At 66.5% G+C, this 15145-nt stretch carries 18 protein-coding genes and 1 pseudogene; 6 read left to right on the forward strand and 13 right to left on the reverse strand.

Annotation, left to right across the window (positions count from 1 at the left end; genetic code table 11):
• The 7 genes and pseudogenes from P2P98_RS05350 to rpsJ all read right to left on the reverse strand — a co-directional run.
• Positions 1-79, reverse strand: a pseudogene (locus P2P98_RS05350) (50S ribosomal protein L22); the annotation flags it as partial.
• 25 nt (positions 80-104) lie between these two features.
• Positions 105-386, reverse strand: a complete 282-nt coding sequence (rpsS, locus tag P2P98_RS05355) for a 30S ribosomal protein S19 (protein WP_013584011.1) — start codon at positions 384-386, stop codon at positions 105-107.
• 12 nt (positions 387-398) lie between these two features.
• On the reverse strand, positions 399-1238 hold the full coding sequence (gene rplB / locus P2P98_RS05360; protein WP_013584012.1) for a 50S ribosomal protein L2: 840 nt from the start codon (positions 1236-1238) through the stop codon (positions 399-401).
• 24 nt (positions 1239-1262) lie between these two features.
• The gene (gene rplW, locus P2P98_RS05365) at positions 1263-1562 is read right to left on the reverse strand and encodes a 50S ribosomal protein L23 (protein ID WP_058596245.1); all 300 of its coding nucleotides are present in this window, start codon (positions 1560-1562) and stop codon (positions 1263-1265) included.
• Positions 1559-2221, reverse strand: a complete 663-nt coding sequence (rplD, locus tag P2P98_RS05370) for a 50S ribosomal protein L4 (protein ID WP_058596246.1) — start codon at positions 2219-2221, stop codon at positions 1559-1561. The genes rplW and rplD overlap by 4 nt, the downstream gene beginning before the upstream one ends.
• Before the next feature lie 4 nt (positions 2222-2225).
• Positions 2226-2885: a 50S ribosomal protein L3 gene (gene rplC, locus P2P98_RS05375; protein ID WP_058596247.1), complete on the reverse strand. Its 660-nt coding sequence runs from the start codon at positions 2883-2885 to the stop codon at positions 2226-2228.
• A gap of 8 nt (positions 2886-2893) precedes the next feature.
• On the reverse strand, positions 2894-3202 hold the full coding sequence (gene rpsJ, locus P2P98_RS05380; protein ID WP_013584016.1) for a 30S ribosomal protein S10: 309 nt from the start codon (positions 3200-3202) through the stop codon (positions 2894-2896).
• Between the two features lie 559 nt (positions 3203-3761).
• On the opposite strand from rpsJ, the gene lepB reads away from it, so the two are divergent.
• Complete coding sequence (lepB, locus tag P2P98_RS05385; protein WP_275797914.1) at positions 3762-4448, forward strand: signal peptidase I; 687 nt, start codon at positions 3762-3764, stop codon at positions 4446-4448.
• Positions 4449-4504: 56 nt separating this feature from the next.
• Here the strand turns inward: lepB and P2P98_RS05390 are convergent, their stop codons facing one another.
• The 3 genes from P2P98_RS05390 to P2P98_RS05400 all read right to left on the reverse strand — a co-directional run bounded on the left by P2P98_RS05390 (position 4505) and on the right by P2P98_RS05400 (position 7784).
• The gene (locus P2P98_RS05390) at positions 4505-4720 is read right to left on the reverse strand and encodes a hypothetical protein (RefSeq protein WP_275797916.1); all 216 of its coding nucleotides are present in this window, start codon (positions 4718-4720) and stop codon (positions 4505-4507) included.
• 113 nt (positions 4721-4833) lie between these two features.
• Positions 4834-6711, reverse strand: coding sequence for a DUF4012 domain-containing protein (locus P2P98_RS05395; protein ID WP_275797918.1), 1878 nt, complete (start codon positions 6709-6711; stop codon positions 4834-4836).
• Complete coding sequence (locus P2P98_RS05400; RefSeq protein WP_275797920.1) at positions 6708-7784, reverse strand: hypothetical protein; 1077 nt, start codon at positions 7782-7784, stop codon at positions 6708-6710. The genes P2P98_RS05395 and P2P98_RS05400 overlap by 4 nt, the downstream gene beginning before the upstream one ends.
• Positions 7785-8277: 493 nt before the next feature.
• Here P2P98_RS05400 and P2P98_RS05405 point away from each other — a divergent pair, with 493 nt between their 5' ends.
• Positions 8278-9702 (forward strand): polysaccharide biosynthesis tyrosine autokinase, encoded by a 1425-nt coding sequence (locus P2P98_RS05405; RefSeq protein ID WP_058614737.1) that lies wholly within the window; start codon positions 8278-8280, stop codon positions 9700-9702.
• A complete protein-coding gene (locus tag P2P98_RS05410) occupies positions 9702-10304 on the forward strand; it encodes a low molecular weight phosphatase family protein (protein ID WP_275797922.1) in 603 nt (200 codons plus the stop codon). The genes P2P98_RS05405 and P2P98_RS05410 overlap by 1 nt, the downstream gene beginning before the upstream one ends.
• Before the next feature lie 33 nt (positions 10305-10337).
• On the opposite strand, the gene P2P98_RS05415 is transcribed toward P2P98_RS05410, so the two are convergent.
• Genes P2P98_RS05415 through P2P98_RS05425 form a run of 3 tightly spaced genes read right to left on the reverse strand, consistent with a single transcriptional unit; the run spans position 10338 to position 13128 of the window.
• Positions 10338-11873, reverse strand: coding sequence for a hypothetical protein (locus P2P98_RS05415; protein ID WP_275797924.1), 1536 nt, complete (start codon positions 11871-11873; stop codon positions 10338-10340).
• Positions 11870-12346, reverse strand: a complete 477-nt coding sequence (locus tag P2P98_RS05420; RefSeq protein WP_275797926.1) for a VanZ family protein — start codon at positions 12344-12346, stop codon at positions 11870-11872. Before P2P98_RS05420 ends, P2P98_RS05415 begins: the two co-directional genes overlap by 4 nt.
• A gap of 2 nt (positions 12347-12348) precedes the next feature.
• Positions 12349-13128 (reverse strand): glycosyltransferase family 2 protein, encoded by a 780-nt coding sequence (locus P2P98_RS05425; protein ID WP_058614741.1) that lies wholly within the window; start codon positions 13126-13128, stop codon positions 12349-12351.
• 62 nt (positions 13129-13190) lie between these two features.
• Between P2P98_RS05425 and P2P98_RS05430 the strand changes: the two genes are divergently transcribed.
• The 3 genes from P2P98_RS05430 (at position 13191) to P2P98_RS05440 (ending at position 15142) form a co-directional block, all read left to right on the forward strand.
• Positions 13191-13673: a GtrA family protein gene (locus tag P2P98_RS05430; protein ID WP_275797928.1), complete on the forward strand. Its 483-nt coding sequence runs from the start codon at positions 13191-13193 to the stop codon at positions 13671-13673.
• Entirely contained in the window at positions 13670-13954 is a 285-nt protein-coding gene (locus P2P98_RS05435) for a hypothetical protein (RefSeq protein ID WP_275797929.1), read from the forward strand. The genes P2P98_RS05430 and P2P98_RS05435 overlap by 4 nt, the downstream gene beginning before the upstream one ends.
• 243 nt (positions 13955-14197) lie before the next feature.
• Complete coding sequence (locus P2P98_RS05440) at positions 14198-15142, forward strand: NAD-dependent epimerase/dehydratase family protein (protein WP_275797931.1); 945 nt, start codon at positions 14198-14200, stop codon at positions 15140-15142.
• Positions 15143-15145 lie beyond the last annotated feature (3 nt).

A 15145-nucleotide genomic window follows, 5' to 3' on the forward strand; every position in this document is an offset into this window, starting at 1 on the left:
CCTTGATGAGAGCGACGACACGACGAGCCTTCTGAGGGGTCACGCGGATGTGTCGCACGCGTGCGATGGACTCCACCATTTCTCTCTCCTCTTGCGCCCCCGCGTCAGCGGCGGCGGCCCTTCTTGTCGTCCTTCACGTGGCCGCGGAAGGTGCGGGTGGGCGAGAACTCGCCCAGCTTGTGGCCGACCATGGTCTCGGTCACGAACACGGGGATGTGCTTGCGACCGTCGTGCACGGCGATGGTGTGTCCCAGCATGGCGGGGATGATCATCGAACGGCGCGACCAGGTCTTGATGACGTTCTTCGAACCGGCTTCGTTCTGCGAGACGACCTTGCGAAGCAGGTGCTCGTCGACGAAGGGGCCCTTCTTAAGGCTGCGAGGCATCTTCCTCTACTCCTACTTGCGCTTCTTGCCGGCGGTACGACGGCGGACGATGAGCTTGTCGCTCTCCTTGTTCGCGTGACGGGTGCGGCCCTCGGCCTTGCCCCACGGCGAAACAGGGTGACGACCACCGGAGGTCTTACCCTCACCACCACCGTGCGGGTGGTCGACCGGGTTCATGGCGACACCACGCACGGTCGGGCGGACGCCCTTCCAGCGCATGCGGCCGGCCTTGCCCCAGTTGATGTTCGACTGCTCGGCGTTGCCGACCTCGCCGATCGTCGCGCGGCAGCGCACGTCGACGTTGCGGATCTCGCCGGAGGGCAGACGCAGCTGCGCGTAGGGGCCGTCCTTCGCGACCAGACGCACCGAGGCGCCGGCCGAACGGGCCATCTTCGCACCGCCACCGGGACGGAGCTCGATCGCGTGGATCACGGTACCGGTGGGGATGTTGCGCAGCGGCAGGTTGTTGCCGGGCTTGATGTCAGCGCCGGCACCCGACTCGACGACGTCACCCTGCGACAGCTTCGCCGGAGCGAGGATGTAGCGCTTCTCGCCGTCTGCGTAGTGCAGCAGGGCGATGCGCGCGGTGCGGTTGGGGTCGTACTCGATGTGCGCGACCTTGGCGTCGATGCCGTCCTTGTCGTTACGACGGAAGTCGATCAGACGGTACTGACGCTTGTGGCCACCACCGATGTGACGCGTGGTGATGCGGCCCTGGTTGTTGCGGCCACCGGTCTTCGACAGCGGGCGCAGCAGCGACTTCTCAGGCGTCGATCGGGTGATCTCGGCGAAGTCGGCCACCGACGAGCCGCGGCGACCGGGGGTCGTGGGCTTGTACTTGCGAATAGCCATTGTTGTTGTCCTCTATCCCGACCGTCAGCCGACAGACGTGAAGATGTCGATGGTGCCGGACTTCAGCGTGACGATCGCACGCTTGGTGTCCTTGCGCTTGCCGATGCCGAAGCGGGTCCGACGGGCCTTGCCCGCGCGGTTCAGCGTGTTCACCGAAGCGACCTTGACGCCGAAGATCTTCTCGATCGCGAGCTTGATCTCGGTCTTCGACGAACGGGGGTCCACCAGGAAGGTGTACTTGCCCTCGTCGATGAGCGAGTAGCTCTTCTCGGAGACGACCGGCTTCAGGATGATGTCGCGCGGGTCCTTGTTGACGGCGGTCATGCCGAGACCTCCTCGGTGGCGCCCGACTTCGACGCGACGAAGGCGTCGTAGGCGGCCTTGGTGAAGACGATGTCGTCGGAGACGAGCACGTCGTAGGCGTTCAGCTGGCCGAAGGTCAGCACGTGGACGTACGCGAGGTTGCGCACGCTCTTGATCGTCAGCTCGTCGTCGCGGTCGATGACCACGAGAACGTTCTTGACGGCACCGAGGCCGGTCAGCACCGCGGCGGCAGCCTTGGTCGAGGGCGCACCCTCGATGCCGAAGCTGTCGACGATGTGCAGGCGCTGGCCACGAGCACGGTCGCTGAGCGCACCCAGGAGGGCGGCGGCGATCATCTTCTTGGGGGTGCGCTGGCCGTAGTCGCGCGGCTTGGGGCCGTGGACGATGCCACCACCGGTCATGTGCGGCGCGCGGATCGAGCCTTGACGGGCGTTACCGGTGCCCTTCTGCTTGAAGGGCTTGCGGCCGGCACCCGAGACCTCGCCACGACGCTTGGTCGAGTGCGTGCCCTGGCGAGCCGCGGCGCGCTGCGCCACGACGACCTGGTGGATGAGGGGGATGTTCGTCTTGACGTCGAAGATGTCGGCGGGCAGCTCCACGGAGCCGGCCTTCTTGCCGTCGACCTTCAGGACGTCGAGCGCGAGAGTCGAGTCAGCCATGAGATCAGGCACCCTTCACTGCGTTGCGGACGTAGACGATGCGGCCACGAGCACCGGGGACGGCGCCCTTGACGAGCATCAGACCCTTCTCGGCGTCGACGGCGTGCACCGTGAGGTTGAGGACGGTCACGCGCTCGCCGCCCATACGGCCGGCCATGCGCATGCCCTTGAACACGCGGCTCGGGGTCGACGAGGCGCCGATCGAGCCGGGCTTGCGGTGGTTGCGGTGCGCACCGTGCGAAGCGGACACACCCTTGAAGTTGTGGCGCTTCATGACACCCGCGGTGCCCTTGCCCTTGCTGGTGCCGACGACGTCGACCAGCTGGCCGGCCTCGAAGAGGCCGTCGACCGTGAGCTCCTGACCGAGCGAGTAGTCCGCGGCATCCGCGGTACGAACCTCGGTGAGGTGGCGGCGGGGGGTGACGCCCGCGGCCTCGAAGTGGGCCGTGAGGGGCTTGTTCACCTTGCGGGGGTCGATCTGGCCGTAGCCGATCTGCACGGCGTTGTAGCCGTCCTTCTCGACCGAGCGGAGCTGGGTCACGACGTTCGGAGCGACCTCGATGACGGTGACGGGAACGAGCTTGCCGTTCTCGTCCCACACCTGGGTCATGCCGAGCTTGGTGCCGAGGAGGCCCTTGGAGATCTTGGAGTTGATGTCAGCCATGTCGAACCTCAGAGCTTGATCTCGATGTTGACATCGGCCGGGAGGTCGAGGCGCATCAGCGAGTCGACGGCCTTGGGCGTCGGGTCGATGATGTCGATGAGGCGCTTGTGGGTGCGCATCTCGAAGTGCTCGCGGCTGTCCTTGTACTTGTGGGGCGACCGGATGACGCACACGACGTTCTTCTCGGTCGGCAGGGGAACCGGGCCCACCACGGTGGCGCCGGCACGGGTCACGGTGTCGACGATCTTGCGCGCCGACGAGTCGAGCCCGGCGTGGTCGTACGACTTCAGGCGAATGCGGATCTTCTGTCCCGCCATTGTCTGCTCTCTCTCTTTCTCGCGTCTTACCCGACCTGGGGCATTGGACGCACGGTGGTGCTGACGCACCCTGGCACTTCCCCTCGCTCACGCGAGAGATGCTGCACCGCTGTTCAGCTGTCAAACCGGATGCCATGGCATCCGGCCCGCCCCTCGCACGCACGCGCGCGAATCCCGTGAAGGAAGAGGGGGTTCGGTGTGGTGTTCTGCTGCCCGCGGCCCAGGACCCTGCGCTCACGCGCCGCCTGTGCACTGCCCTGACAGTGATCCTGGCGCGCGCCGAGCGCACGCCGGAATGTGGAACTGGACTAGTCTACGGACCCGTCGGGCGTGTCGCAAACCCGGGCGTGTCGCGCGCGGCATATCCTCAGCATCGCTCGCCCGGCCGCCGGTGCCTGCGGTGCTTCCTATGGGGGTGAACCGCTCGTGAGAGCGTCGCCACCCGGCCGTCGACGAGTTCGCTTCCTGCCTACCATGTTGGCGCGCGCGGACGTCCGTGCGGCCGGAGAACCCGATTGGCGGCAGGCACATGAGCGCCCGTGATCCCGACGCGTCCAGGATGCGCACCCGGTGGCAGCGCGTACGCCGCTCCCCCATCCTGCATCTCGTGGCCGCACTGCTGGCGCTCTCTCTCCTGCAGGCGTTCGTCGTCAAGCCGTTCCAGGTACCGTCCGAATCGATGTCGCCGACGCTCGAGGCGGGTGACCGCATCCTCGCCGACCGGATCACCCTCATCGGTTCGGATCCTCGCCAGGGCGACATCGTGGTGTTCTCTCGCCCCGAGGCATGGGAGACGGATGCCACGGCGCCGAGCCCGCTCCGTCGGGCGGTGGGCTGGGTCGGAGATCTCGTGGGCTTCGGTCCGAGCAATCTCGATGCGCTCGTGAAACGGGTCATCGGCGAGCCCGGGACGACTGTGCAGTGCTGCACGGCGGATGGCCGGGTCGAAGTGAACGGGACCGCGCTCGACGAGGACTACGTCCGCAACGACCTCGCATTCGCCCCCGGGCAGCTGGATTGCGACAGCGTCCCGGCGTCGTCGCGGTGCTTCGGCCCCGTCACCGTCCCCGACGGCTCCTATCTCGTCATGGGCGACAACCGGGCGAGTTCGTCGGATTCGGTGGTGAAGTGCCGCGGCACGACGTCGATCGACGGATGCGCGCGCTTCGTCCCGCGCGATCAGGTCATCGGGACCGTCTTCTCGATCGTCTGGCCGCTCGACCGGCTCTCCTCACCACTCGGCTGACGACGACGAAGCGGCACCGCCCGTCCCCGGGCGGCGCCGCTTCGTGTGGCTCCGGGTCAGGCGTTGCCGATGTGCTTGTCGACGTTCTGACGCACCTCGTCGACCTTCGCGTGCTGCTCCGCCGGAACGACCTTCTTGATGGCATCCGCCGCGCCGTCGAGGATCTTGTCGCTGACTTCTTCAGCTTTCTCGCTCTTCAGCGCCTCTTCGATCTTGTCGCGATTCTCATCGAGCAGCTTCTTGCCCTTATTGATGATGTCGTCCACGCCCATGCGCGTCTCCCTTCAGGACCGGTGCCGGCGGGGATGCCGACGGGTTGCGGTTCATTGTCGGGCGGGCGCGGAGGGGAAGGGAAGGGGTTGCCGAAGCGAAGTGACCTCGTGGATCAGCCCGCAAATCCTGCAAGGAAGGGGTCACACGACGCGTCGATCGTCACGGGGGTGTCATTTGCCGTCGGCGTGTGACGCAGGTCGAGCGGACCCAGCGGTCCCGCCGGCAACTGCACCGTGTACGAGATCGTCCGGTTCTCATTCTGACCGAGCGTGACCATCCGGCTCTCGCCCGTGTTGTTGTCTTCGATGCCGCTGCGAGAGAGCGACGGGATGTCGCCGTCACCCGGGTCCATCGCGGTGATCGTCGCCCCCGGAGGGGCGAAGAAGAGCGCGTTGAGCATCATCGTGGTCTTCGGGAGCCCGTAGTCACTGTTCCGGAACCCGAGGGTGTAGGCGTTGGTGATGTCATCGGTGATGCCGTTGTGCATGTTCATCGAAACGTTCACCGTGCGATCGGCCGCGTTGCACGTGGCCGAGATGTCGGTGGTCAGGTGGTACTCAAGCTTCCCGATCGAGAAATCGTTGAGGTAGATCCCGAGCTGGGTCGAGGTCGTATTGTCAGGCCGCAGCCCACCATCGAGTCCCACCTCCGTCACGAGAGCCTGGGCCTGCTCGTCCGTGAACCAGAGATTGATGCGTTGTTCCTGCGCGCTCCGCGTCAACTGATCGAACATGGCGATGGGGTTCCACTGACCTCCCGCGAGGCGCGAGAAAACGGTGGACGACACCATCGCGAAGAACTCGTCGGACGAACGCCCGTTGTCACCGGCATCCCCGAAGCGCTGATAGGCGTCGCTCAGGAGGAGCTTGACGGCGTTCTCCGAGGTGATCTGCTCGCCCGTCGGCAGATCGACCGGCCCGAGCACCTCGAGCATGTGCGCGAGCACGACCGGGTCGATCGACATGACGCCGTCGAACTGCGAACCGTCGGTTCGCTTCCACAACGACTCGAACAGTCGCGCCGTCGTGGGGAAGTCGGGGGTGAAGGTGTAGTCCTGCGAGTAACGCGTGAACGTGTCGGGGTAGAGGGCCAGAGTGCTTTCCGGAAGGTCGAGCACGGAACGCCCCGCCTGACCCGCTGCGTAGAAGGCCATGGAATCGGACTGCTCTTTGAGCTCGATTCGCCCGTTGTCGACGACCATCACGCTGGAGGCAGCCGGGTTGCCGCCGGTGGCGCGGATCTCGGCGTTGTTCTGGAACACCACCAGGTACGTCTTCGGACCATCCCCGCCCGCCGCTGCGAGCAGAGACGGAAGGTACTTCTGGACCAGGGTGAGCGAGGGAGCCGCCTGATCGACGATCTGCGCCACCTGGTCGAGCGGCTCCGTGACGATCGGGAGCAAGTTCGTTCGGTCGATACCGTCCGTGACGACCTTGGCATCCGTGAAGGCGCTCGTGATCTCCGGAAGAGCGCCTTCCGCCTGGCGGAACGGCTCGAGATTGATACCCCCGCCCTCGACGGCGAGAGAAGAGAAGTCGGATGCCGACAGCAGGGCGACCGTCGGCGGCAGGGCGCGGCCGGTGAGGTCGCGCGTCATCGCCGTGAGTTCCTGGACCGCCTGGGTGTTGTCCTTCACGAGAGGGATAGACGACGCCAGGTCCCACAGGGGGCCCGAGGAGCCGGCATCCGCGCGTTCCGTCATCTGGAGCACTTCACCGGAGACCTGGTTCAGCCCGTTGATGTCTCGGTTGGCCACGATCTGCGGAACGAAGGACAGCTTGGTCTGCGCGCCGAGGAGGTCGGTGCGCACGACGCCCGCTTGCTGCATGAACGCCAGCGCCACCGCACCGACTGCGCATGCGGCGAAGGCGAGGACGCCGAGCGTCCACCCTGCGATCGTTCCGACGATCCTGCCCGGACCGGGTGCGACCGGCTCCGCCGACTCCTGACGTCGGCGGCGACGCGTCTGATCGTCGGGGTGCGACGTCATGTGGTGCCACCTTCGATCGGGGCGGTGGGGTCGGGATTCGGAACGGACGGTACCGTCGGCTCGGGGTCGGGCGTCGGCTCCGGCTGCGAAGGCTCCGGTGACGGTTCGGGGTCCGGGGGAGGAGCCGGCTGAGAGGGTTGCGGCGCGGGCGATCCGGAATCGGAGGAATCGGAGCCCGTGTCGCCGCCGTTGCCGGTTCCCCCGATGGGAGCGGTCGGCCGGCTGGGCGAGTTCTCTCGCTCCGCCTCTTCGAGGGCGACGATGCGCGCGTTCTCGGCGCGCAGCGCATCCACGGCCGCGGCGTACGCCGGCATCTCCGCGAGGCCGTCCCCGCCGGCCCGCTGCGCCGTCACCACCCGCGCGGCAGTATCTGTGACCGCTGTCTGGAAACTCGAGCCCGCCGAGTCGTTCTCGGCGACGAGCTTGGAGGCCTCCGACTCGATCGCCGTGCCCAAGGACCGCAGTTGCGCCCGGTAGCCCGAGATGGCAGAGACGATCGTCGAGCGCGCTTCCCGAGCATCGGTGATCAGCGCCGGGAGTTCGTCGCGCGAAAGCCGCACGTTGTCGATGGCTTTGCCCACATCGGCGAGGTCCTTCTCGTCGATCTGGGCACGCTGATAAGCGGGCACGGAGATCGTCACTGCGGAGGCGGCCGCAGCAGCCAGGGCGCCGCGGGCGCTTTCGACGGAACCGAGAACCGAACCATCGACGCGCCCGCTGAGTCCCGCCAGGACCGGAGCACTCGCGTCTGCGAGCGAAGCCGCCTCTTCGACAGAACTGTCGAAGAGATCCGCCGCCGTCTGGAGCACCTTCGTCTCGTTCGCCAATTCGGCTTCGCGTTCCCTCAAGCTGATCATCGCGTCGTCGGCGGGGTTGGCCGTCGCCCGCTGGATGAAGGCGAACGACGTTGTCACCACCAGCGCCACCACGGCGAGGGTCGCCGCTGCGACACTCAAGTAGTTGACCGCCCCCGCCTTCCGGCGGCCTCCGAAGAGGGGGCGGGCACCCACCTGGGCGAGTTCGGGGGCTCGCCAGCCCTCGCTGTCGACAACCTGTCGCGTCGGTGCGCCCACGAGTGCGGACAGGTCCTTACTCTCGACCGCGGCGTCTCGAGATTCCGCAGCCCCGACGAGTGCAGAGAGCGCGGGCGCCGCTGTTGCACTCGAGTCGTGTCGTTCGGCCGGGCCGAGAAGAACGGAAAGGTCTGGTGGCGCCGTCGCCGGCTCCGCAGACGCATCGCCCACAAGGTCGCGGAGGTTGTCTTTCGGAACCGGGCGAACAGTTTCATGGGTAGACGGTCCCACCAGAGCCCGAATCGTTTCTGATCCCGTCGACGGACTTTCACCATGCGTCTGAACTGCGCCGGGTTCCGCGTTTGGCCATAGCAGGGTTCGCAGGTCGGTCATGGCGTCTCCTGGGCACCATTTCCGGTGCCGTTCTTGGAATGTCGTAGGGTAGTCGAGGGGGCGCCGTGAGGGCGCGGATCGCCTTGGGAAACAATAACCCGAGAATCTGCGTGATCCAGCCGGGCACCCGCTCATCTACCGATAGGCGAATGGACGAGGCTTGGAACTGCGCGACTATCTTCGAATCCTTCACCGCAACTGGATTCTCATCCTTGCGTTGACGGTTCTCGGCGGTGCGGGAGCCTTTGGCTATTCGCTTCTCCAGACACCGACGTATGAGGCGAACACGCAGTTGTACGTCTCCGTCCGATCGGACAGCTCCGGAGTGAGCGAACTCGCGCAGGGCACCAACTTCGCCCGGCAGGCTGTCGTCAGCTTCGTGGACGTCGTCGACAGTGCCGTTGTTCTCGACCGCGTCATCGACGACCTGAACCTGAATCGCACCGCCCAGCAGCTCGCGAGCTCGATCGAAGCATCTTCTCCCACGAATTCCGTCATCATCTCGATTCGCGTTTCGGATACAGATGCAGAAACGGCCGCCGCCATCGCCAATTCCGTCGGTTCGAATTTCGCCGATGTTGTCGTGAACCGACTCGAGAAGCCGGAAGGCGAGGCAGCCAGCCTCGTCCGTGTCGAAACGATCGCGCCCGCTCTCGTCCCCACGTCGCCGTCGTCACCGCATGTCGCGCTGAACGTCGCGCTGGGTGTGTTGCTCGGCCTCGCGCTGGGCTTGGGCATCGCCATCCTCCGCTCCGTGCTCGACACGCGCATCCACTCGCTGCACGACATCGAAGCCGCGACCGAATCTCCGGTGCTCGGTGGGATTGCCCTCGACCCGGACGCCAAGAAGCGTCCCCTCATCGTGCATGCCGACCCTCGCAACCCTCGCGCCGAGTCGTTCCGCAGCTTGCGCACCAACCTTCAGTTCATCGATGTGGACGGCACCTCGCGCTCGTTCGTCGTGTCGAGCGCCGGACCGGGCGAAGGAAAGTCCACGACGACGGCCAACCTGGCCATCGCTCTCGCCGAGACAGGTGCCCGCGTCGTCCTCGTGGACGGCGATCTTCGCCTGCCGCGCGTCGCTGACTACATGGGCATCGAGGGAGGCGTCGGCCTCACAGACGTCCTCATCGGACGCGCGGAACTGGTGGACGTGCTCCAGCAGTGGGGCACGGGAAAACTGTTCGTGCTGCCATCCGGTCGGACACCCCCCAACCCGTCGGAGTTGCTGGGAAGCCAGGCGATGCAGCGCACCCTGGCCGCTCTCGCCGACGCGTTCGACTACGTCCTCGTCGACGCTCCTCCCCTCCTGCTGGTCACCGACGCTGCGGTCATCTCGCGGTTCACCAGCGGCGTCTTGATGGTCGCCGCCTCCGGCACGACGAAGAAGCCCCAGCTCACCGCTGCTGTCGAGAAACTGCAGGCGATCGGCAGCCGACTCTTCGGCGTCATCGTGACGATGCTGCCCTCCAAGGGGCCGGACAGCTACGGGTACGGGGCCTACTCCTACAGCGCCCCTGAGGAGCCTGCGACGGGGGGCAAGGGCGAGCGTCGGTCGCGTCGAGACAGGTCCTCCGAGAAGTGATGTTCTCTGTCCTCTCGGTCTGCACCGGCAACATCTGCCGCTCTCCGGTCGCGGAGCTCCTGCTCGCTCGATCCCTCGGCCCTCTGGGCGACGTACGCATCGAGAGCGCCGGCACCGGGGCTCTCGTGGGGAGCGGCGTACCAGATCAGGCGCAGCGGCTCGCCGCATCTCGTGGAATCGATGCGTCGGCCCATCGCGCACGCCAGATCGACAACGACATGATCCGCGGCGCAGACCTCATCGTCGCCATGGCGCGCGAACATCGCCGGTTGATCGTCGAATCGATCCCGGCCGCCATGCGCCGCACCTTCACCCTGCGCGAGCTGGCACGGATCGCTGAGTTCGTGGAACCTCGCCTGGAACAGGCCGTGATCGACTCCGGTGCGACCACCGCTGCCGATGGGATGCGCGCCGCAGTCGGTCTAGCCGCCGCACTTCGTGGCACGGTGGAGCCACCGGCAAGCCCAGAGGAATTCGACGTCGTCGACCCCTACCGTCGCTCGGATGAGACGTACGAGCGCTCGTTCGTGGAGCTGGCCCCGGCAGCAGACCGCGTGGCCGACTACCTCGGATCCGCAGCGCGCATCGCCCTCTCGCGCTGAGCTTCCGGAACGCGGGAAGCCCAGGGGTCCGGGTCATCCCACGTTTCGGCGCCAGAATCGGAACCCCACGATGTCGCCCTCGAGTCGGTACGACGATGCGACGAAGGGAGCAAGTCCCTCGAAGTTCGCCTCACCGTACGGGCACTCGATCGAGATTCCGCATGATTCGGGCGACTCGACGATGAGCGCCGGGGGGAAGGACGTCACGTCGGAGAGGTACTGAGCGGGGAGCCCGCCGTACCCTTGTTCGACGGGAAGCGAGTAGGTGATCGAGGTGGGTGAGAGACGTTCGGATGCCGCGAGGATCCACGTCTCGGCTCCGTGCACCAGCACCCGGTCATTCGGGTTCGTCTCGGCGACGACCCTGTCGACGAGCTGCGCCTGGTAGGAGCCCGCGACGAACACTCCGGATCCGATCGCGATCCGTGCCCACTGCAGCGCGCTCGCCGACGAGCCGGCGAGGACCAGCAAGACCGCTCCCCCCGCGACGATCATCGGGGGGAGGCTTCGCAGCCGCTCGGACGGAACGGTCGACAACGGGGGGAGCGGAAGAAGACGCGACGCGAGGACGACCCCCGCGACGGCGAATCCGGCGATCGCGACGACGAGGTAATGCGGATAGGGCCGGCCGGACACCATCTGGGATAGCGCGTCCAGTCCCCCCACCGCGAAGAACACCGCCGCGACGAGCGTCGGCGTGCCGTCGGCGGCATCCTCTCTCCGCCTGCGAGCGAGCCAGGCTCCCGCGAGCACGAGAACGGCTACCACGACGGCACCGGAAACGAGCAGCTGCGCGAGGGTGCCGAACGCGGCCAAGCGGTCAGAGGCAGTCGTCCCGCCCGAGTAGAACAGGTTGTACCGCACGTACTGGTCAATGCCGGCCCGGAGAGCGTTGCCCATCCAGAGCCACAGGACCAGACCCACCCCCACGGCGACGACGACGGCGCTCACTGCGGCGAGGAACAGCAGCCGACGGCGGAGGTAGACGGCGCCGACGGCCACGACGAGCACGAGTCCCACGATGTTGTTCATGCGCGTGAACAGCCCGATGGCAAGCGCGAGGCCGAGCACCAGTCCGACGGACGCGGTCGCACGGACGGACGCTTCCCGTCCGGATCGCAGTCCCAGGTGAGCAGCGGCCGAGTATGCCACGAGCTGAAGGGGGAAGAGCCAGGTCTCGGTGAAGTTGCCTCCCTCGAACACCCCGAGATAGGTGACACCGGCGACGAGGACAGCCGGCGCGGCCGCGTAGCCGATCATCCGGGACCAGAGCACCCCTGCGACGGCGAGACCGAGGAACAGCGCGACGCCCTCGAGCATCGGAGCGCCCACGATCCCTCCGCCGAGCTTCCACGCAACAGCCTCGATCGCCGCCAGCAGAGGACCCTTGTGATCCCACGAATCGACGTAGGGCATGCCGCCCCGCGAGACCACCATCCCCGTGTAGAGGAAGACGCCGGAGTCGCGGGTCAGGTGGCCGCTGACGATCATCGGAAGGTACGCGAGAGCGCTGACGAGGAGAGCGGATGCCGCGGCGGCAAGGCCGGCGCGGGAAAGGAATCGGTTCACGAGAGCGGCTCCCGCACCCCGATGACGTTCTTCTCCCGCCAGGTGCGGATGACGCGTCGGTCGCGGACGTGGACGGCGACGACGACCGCCCCGGCGACGGCGACGCCGATCCAACCACCGAGGGAGTTCGCGATGACGTCGTTGACGGTCGCAAAGCGTGCGGGAAGGACGAAGTACTGCACGATCTCCAGGGTTCCCGACAGCGCCGGGATCAGCGGCAGCGCCAGCCACAGGAAGCGTGTCGGGAACACGAGCGCGAGGAAGAACCCGAGGGGGACGAACATCGCGACGTTCGCGGAGAACTCGAACCAGCGATACCCGAACCATTCGGGGATGCCGTTGCGATGGAGAACCGAGAGCACCCGTTCGATCGCGGATTCGTAGCCCTGGTCGATAGGAGTGGGCGACAGCGTCGCCAGAAGAACCACGACCGAGCACATCCCCAGCCCGGTGGCCGCGATCAGCAGGCGCATGATCAGCCGCGCACGGTCGCAACGGGGCGCGGCGACCGTCGCGCACGGGCGATGTCGATGCGCCAGAGTTCCGCGAGCGCGCGACCCGCGAATCGTACGAGACGACGGGGCGGGAGCATCACGCGGGATCGCCCGGTTCCCCACATCGTGCCCTGGACCACCGTCCCGCGGCGGGGGATGCTCTCGACGGCCACATAGCGGACCCGGAGGCTCTTGCGTGCTTCCGCGATCGAGAAGTGCACATGTGGGACGAGGGCGTCCGAGGGCACGCCGTCGACGAGGCGCGTGAGCGTGTCGGGGTGGTACGCGCGTAGCGGGGTGTTCACGTCGGGGACGGAACGGCCGCACAGAAGAAGAACGGCGAAGCGGACGAGCGCGCTCAGGCATCGGCGGAACCAGGGGTCCGTGCGTCCGCGGCGAACCCCGTGGACGACGTCGGAGTCCGACCGGTCCAGGGCGACGGCGACGCGAACGATGTCGTCACCGTAGAACTGCCCGTCGCCGTCGACATGAACGATGACACCGGCGCCGCTTCGCAGGCCCTCGGCGTACGCGGACAAGGCCGTGGGGCCGTGCCCACGATTGACGGGCGAACGCACGACCTCGGCGAAGGCGGAGCCCGCCTCGACGGTGTGGTCCGTCGAAGCGTCGTCCACGACGATCAGTGACACGGTCCGCCCCGCCGCCTCGAAGGAGGTCCGGATCTCCGCCAGGAAGATCGGCAGCGCCTCGGCCTCGTTGAAGGCCGGTATCACGACCGCGACATGGTCTTGCGCGTGCACCCTGGCATCCCTACTTCTCCTCGGGCTGATTTCACCCGGCATCTCCCCCGAACCTGTAGCGTATGACACTCGTGGGGCGCACCAGGAATCTTCGTCGCGCGGGTGCTCTGTCCCTGCGCTTCCTTATCGTTGGAGCGGTCAGCACCGCGATCGAGATCGCGGCGTTCAATCTGCTGATGATCGCGGGTCTCGGCCCGGTCGCGGCCAAGGTGCTCGCGTCACTCATCGCCCTCGTCAACGCGTACTTCGGCAACAGGGAGTGGGCGTTCCGTTCCCGTTCGCGCACCGGAGCCGGTCGGCAGATGGTGCGTTTCCTCCTCGTGAACGCGCTGTGCACCGGCGCCGGCGCCGGGGGCGTCTGGATCGGAGAGCGTGCGCTGGAGGCAATCTACGGGGAGGCAGGACCTGTGGGGCTGAACATCGTCAATCTCGTATCCATCGCGTTCGTCACCCTTCTCCGCTTCGCGCTCTACCACTTCTTCGTCTTCCCACCCGCCCGCCCGATTCCGGCCGCAGAACAGCGCTCCGGTAGGCTCGGCCCGTGAAGTCCGCCCCCCGAGTCCTCGGAACCCTCTCGCTGCTCGCCGCGCTGGCATCAATCGGCATCCAGCTGATCGTGGTGGTGCACCTGTGGGCGGTCTTCGTCGAGACGATCCCCCTGACCAGCACGCTGGCGCTGAGCACAGCGGGGGCGGTGCTCGGTTTGGTCCTGGCGATCGTGAGCGTCATTCTGCGTCGCGGGTCTGTGGGGCTGTTGACGCCGATCGCTGGCCTCGCGAATCTCGGCCTGCTGGCGGCATACGCCTATCTCTTCTCGGTGATCTGACGATTCCCCGTTGTGACGCGAGATTCGCCGAAACCATTTCCGGCCAGACGCCCTTGACGTCAGTAATATTCTCAGCTGCGATCCGTAGAGCATGTCGGCGACTCCGGCCCTGAGGAAGAATGTGTATCGCCGTCGAAAGGCGCAGGGATCTCGAACGCTTTTCCGGCGCGCTCACCTCCTTGAAGTGGATAGCTCGTCGACACGGTCCTCATAGGATTGGGGAGACGAGAAAGGTGGCCACGAGTGAAGGCACTTGTAACAGGTATCGCGGGCTTCGTGGGGAGCACTTTGGCGAAGCGCCTGCTGTCGGACGGCCATGGAGTCGTCGGCATCGATTCGATCACGGACTACTACGACCCCGCCATCAAGAACGCGAATCTCGACTCCATCGGTCGGGATGCCTTCACGTTCTACGAGCAGGACATCAACGAGGTCGACCTGACCCAGGTCCTCGCGGGAGTTGATGTCGTCTTCCACCAGGCGGGCCAGCCGGGCGTCCGCAGTTCGTGGGGCGACGAGTTCTCCGTCTACACGTCGGCGAATATCCTCGCCACTCAGCGCCTCCTCGAGGCTGCCAAGGTACTCGGGACCGTCAAGAAGTTCGTCTATGCGTCCTCCTCGTCGGTGTACGGCAACGCCGAGCGCTACCCGACCGAGGAGACCGATCGGCCGCAACCGATCAGCCCGTATGGGGTTACGAAGCTCGCCGCGGAACACCTCGTCAGTCTGTACGGCGTGAACTTCGGTATACCGACGGTCTCCCTGCGGTACTTCACGGTATACGGGCCGGGACAGCGCACGGACATGGCGTTCACCCGCTTTGTCCGCGCCGCCTGGCTGGGCGAGTCGATCTCGCTCTACGGCACGGGTGAGCAAGTCCGCGACTTCACTTTCGTGGACGACGTCGTCGAGGCCAACGTCCGCGCTGGGCTCGGCGACTCCGCACCAGGAAGCGTCTACAACGTCGCCGGCGGCAGCAACGTCTCGATGCTCGAGGTCATCGATCTCATCAACGAGATCTCAGGTCGGCCGCTCAAGGTCGACCGCTATCCGGGGGTCGCCGGAGACGTCTTCCGCACGGGCGGCAGCACCGATCGGATTCGGGAGGATCTCGGGTGGTCCGCGCGCGTCACCCTCGAGGAGGGGCTCAGACGGCACTACGCGTGGGCACAGCGGTCTTTCTCCTAGCAA

The organism is Microbacterium sp. Kw_RZR3, assembly GCF_029222405.1.
Classification (GTDB): domain Bacteria; phylum Actinomycetota; class Actinomycetes; order Actinomycetales; family Microbacteriaceae; genus Microbacterium.